Below are 857 nucleotides of genomic sequence, written 5' to 3'. Positions count from 1 at the left end.
ACCCGGTGGTGGGCGGCGCTGCCTGCTGGGCCCACGCCGCGCTCGCGGACAGCTGCGCTGCGAGCACGACGGCGAGGGCGCGGGGATTCCTGCGCGGAAGGGATGACACGGATGTTTGCTCCTCGGAACCGGCCGGCCGTGGGGCATGCGCATGCGCGCCCCGCGACGACCGTCGACCTGATGACCTGCTTCACGACACGACACGCGGGGACTACGCGTGCGTCGGAGGCGAGGCCTTGGGCGCGATGTCGAGGACGGCGAGCGGCGCGAAGGAGCGGGGCGGCGCGGTGGCCGGGTGATTGCTCTCCACGCACGCCGAAGCGGAAGCGACGTCCGCGCTCGGGAGCACCCCCGCCTGCGGGGCGGCCGTGAGCAGCGGGCACGTCTCGTGGTTGAGGCCCGTCGCGTCCGCCACGGCGGGCGGGACGGAGGCGACGACGGGGTCGCGCTCGGAGAAGCGGGACAGCGCGGGGTTCGCGCGCCGCGCGTCCTCCTCGAACGTCTGGTGCTGCGGACAGAACCGGTGCGCGTGCTGCTCCACGTGCAGCGCCAGACCCAGCGGCTGGGCACCCCAGAGCGCGACGAGCAGCATCGCGGTGAGGCGGGCAAGGGTGTGGGCGCGCGAGAGCATCTGAGGGTCCCGGCTGGCTTACTGTCGGCCCCCGGGAGTGTCAAGGCAGGCAGGGGGCACCGCCGAAACACGATGACAAGGGAACGGTGTTTTCATTCCGGGCGTCCCTCCTGGCCGCATCGGCTAGGTTGGGCGCGCCAGCGTCACGCCCCTTCGCGCCAGGAGTTCCGTCGCCCGTGCCTCCCTCCCGTTCCCGTCGCCGCGCCCCCGCCGCCAAGGCCCCGGC

At 73.9% G+C, this 857-nt stretch carries 1 protein-coding gene; it reads right to left on the bottom strand.

What is annotated here, in order from left to right; all coding sequences use genetic code 11:
* Positions 1 to 211: 211 nt before the first annotated feature.
* Entirely contained in the window at positions 212 to 631 is a 420-nt protein-coding gene (locus D7V80_RS41105; protein WP_120593162.1) for a hypothetical protein, read from the bottom strand.
* Between the last annotated feature and the right edge of the window lie 226 nt (positions 632 to 857).

Source organism: Corallococcus sp. CA054B (assembly GCF_003611625.1).
GTDB lineage: Bacteria > Myxococcota > Myxococcia > Myxococcales > Myxococcaceae > Corallococcus > Corallococcus coralloides.
This window is presented reverse-complemented; position numbering and strand designations above follow the sequence as displayed.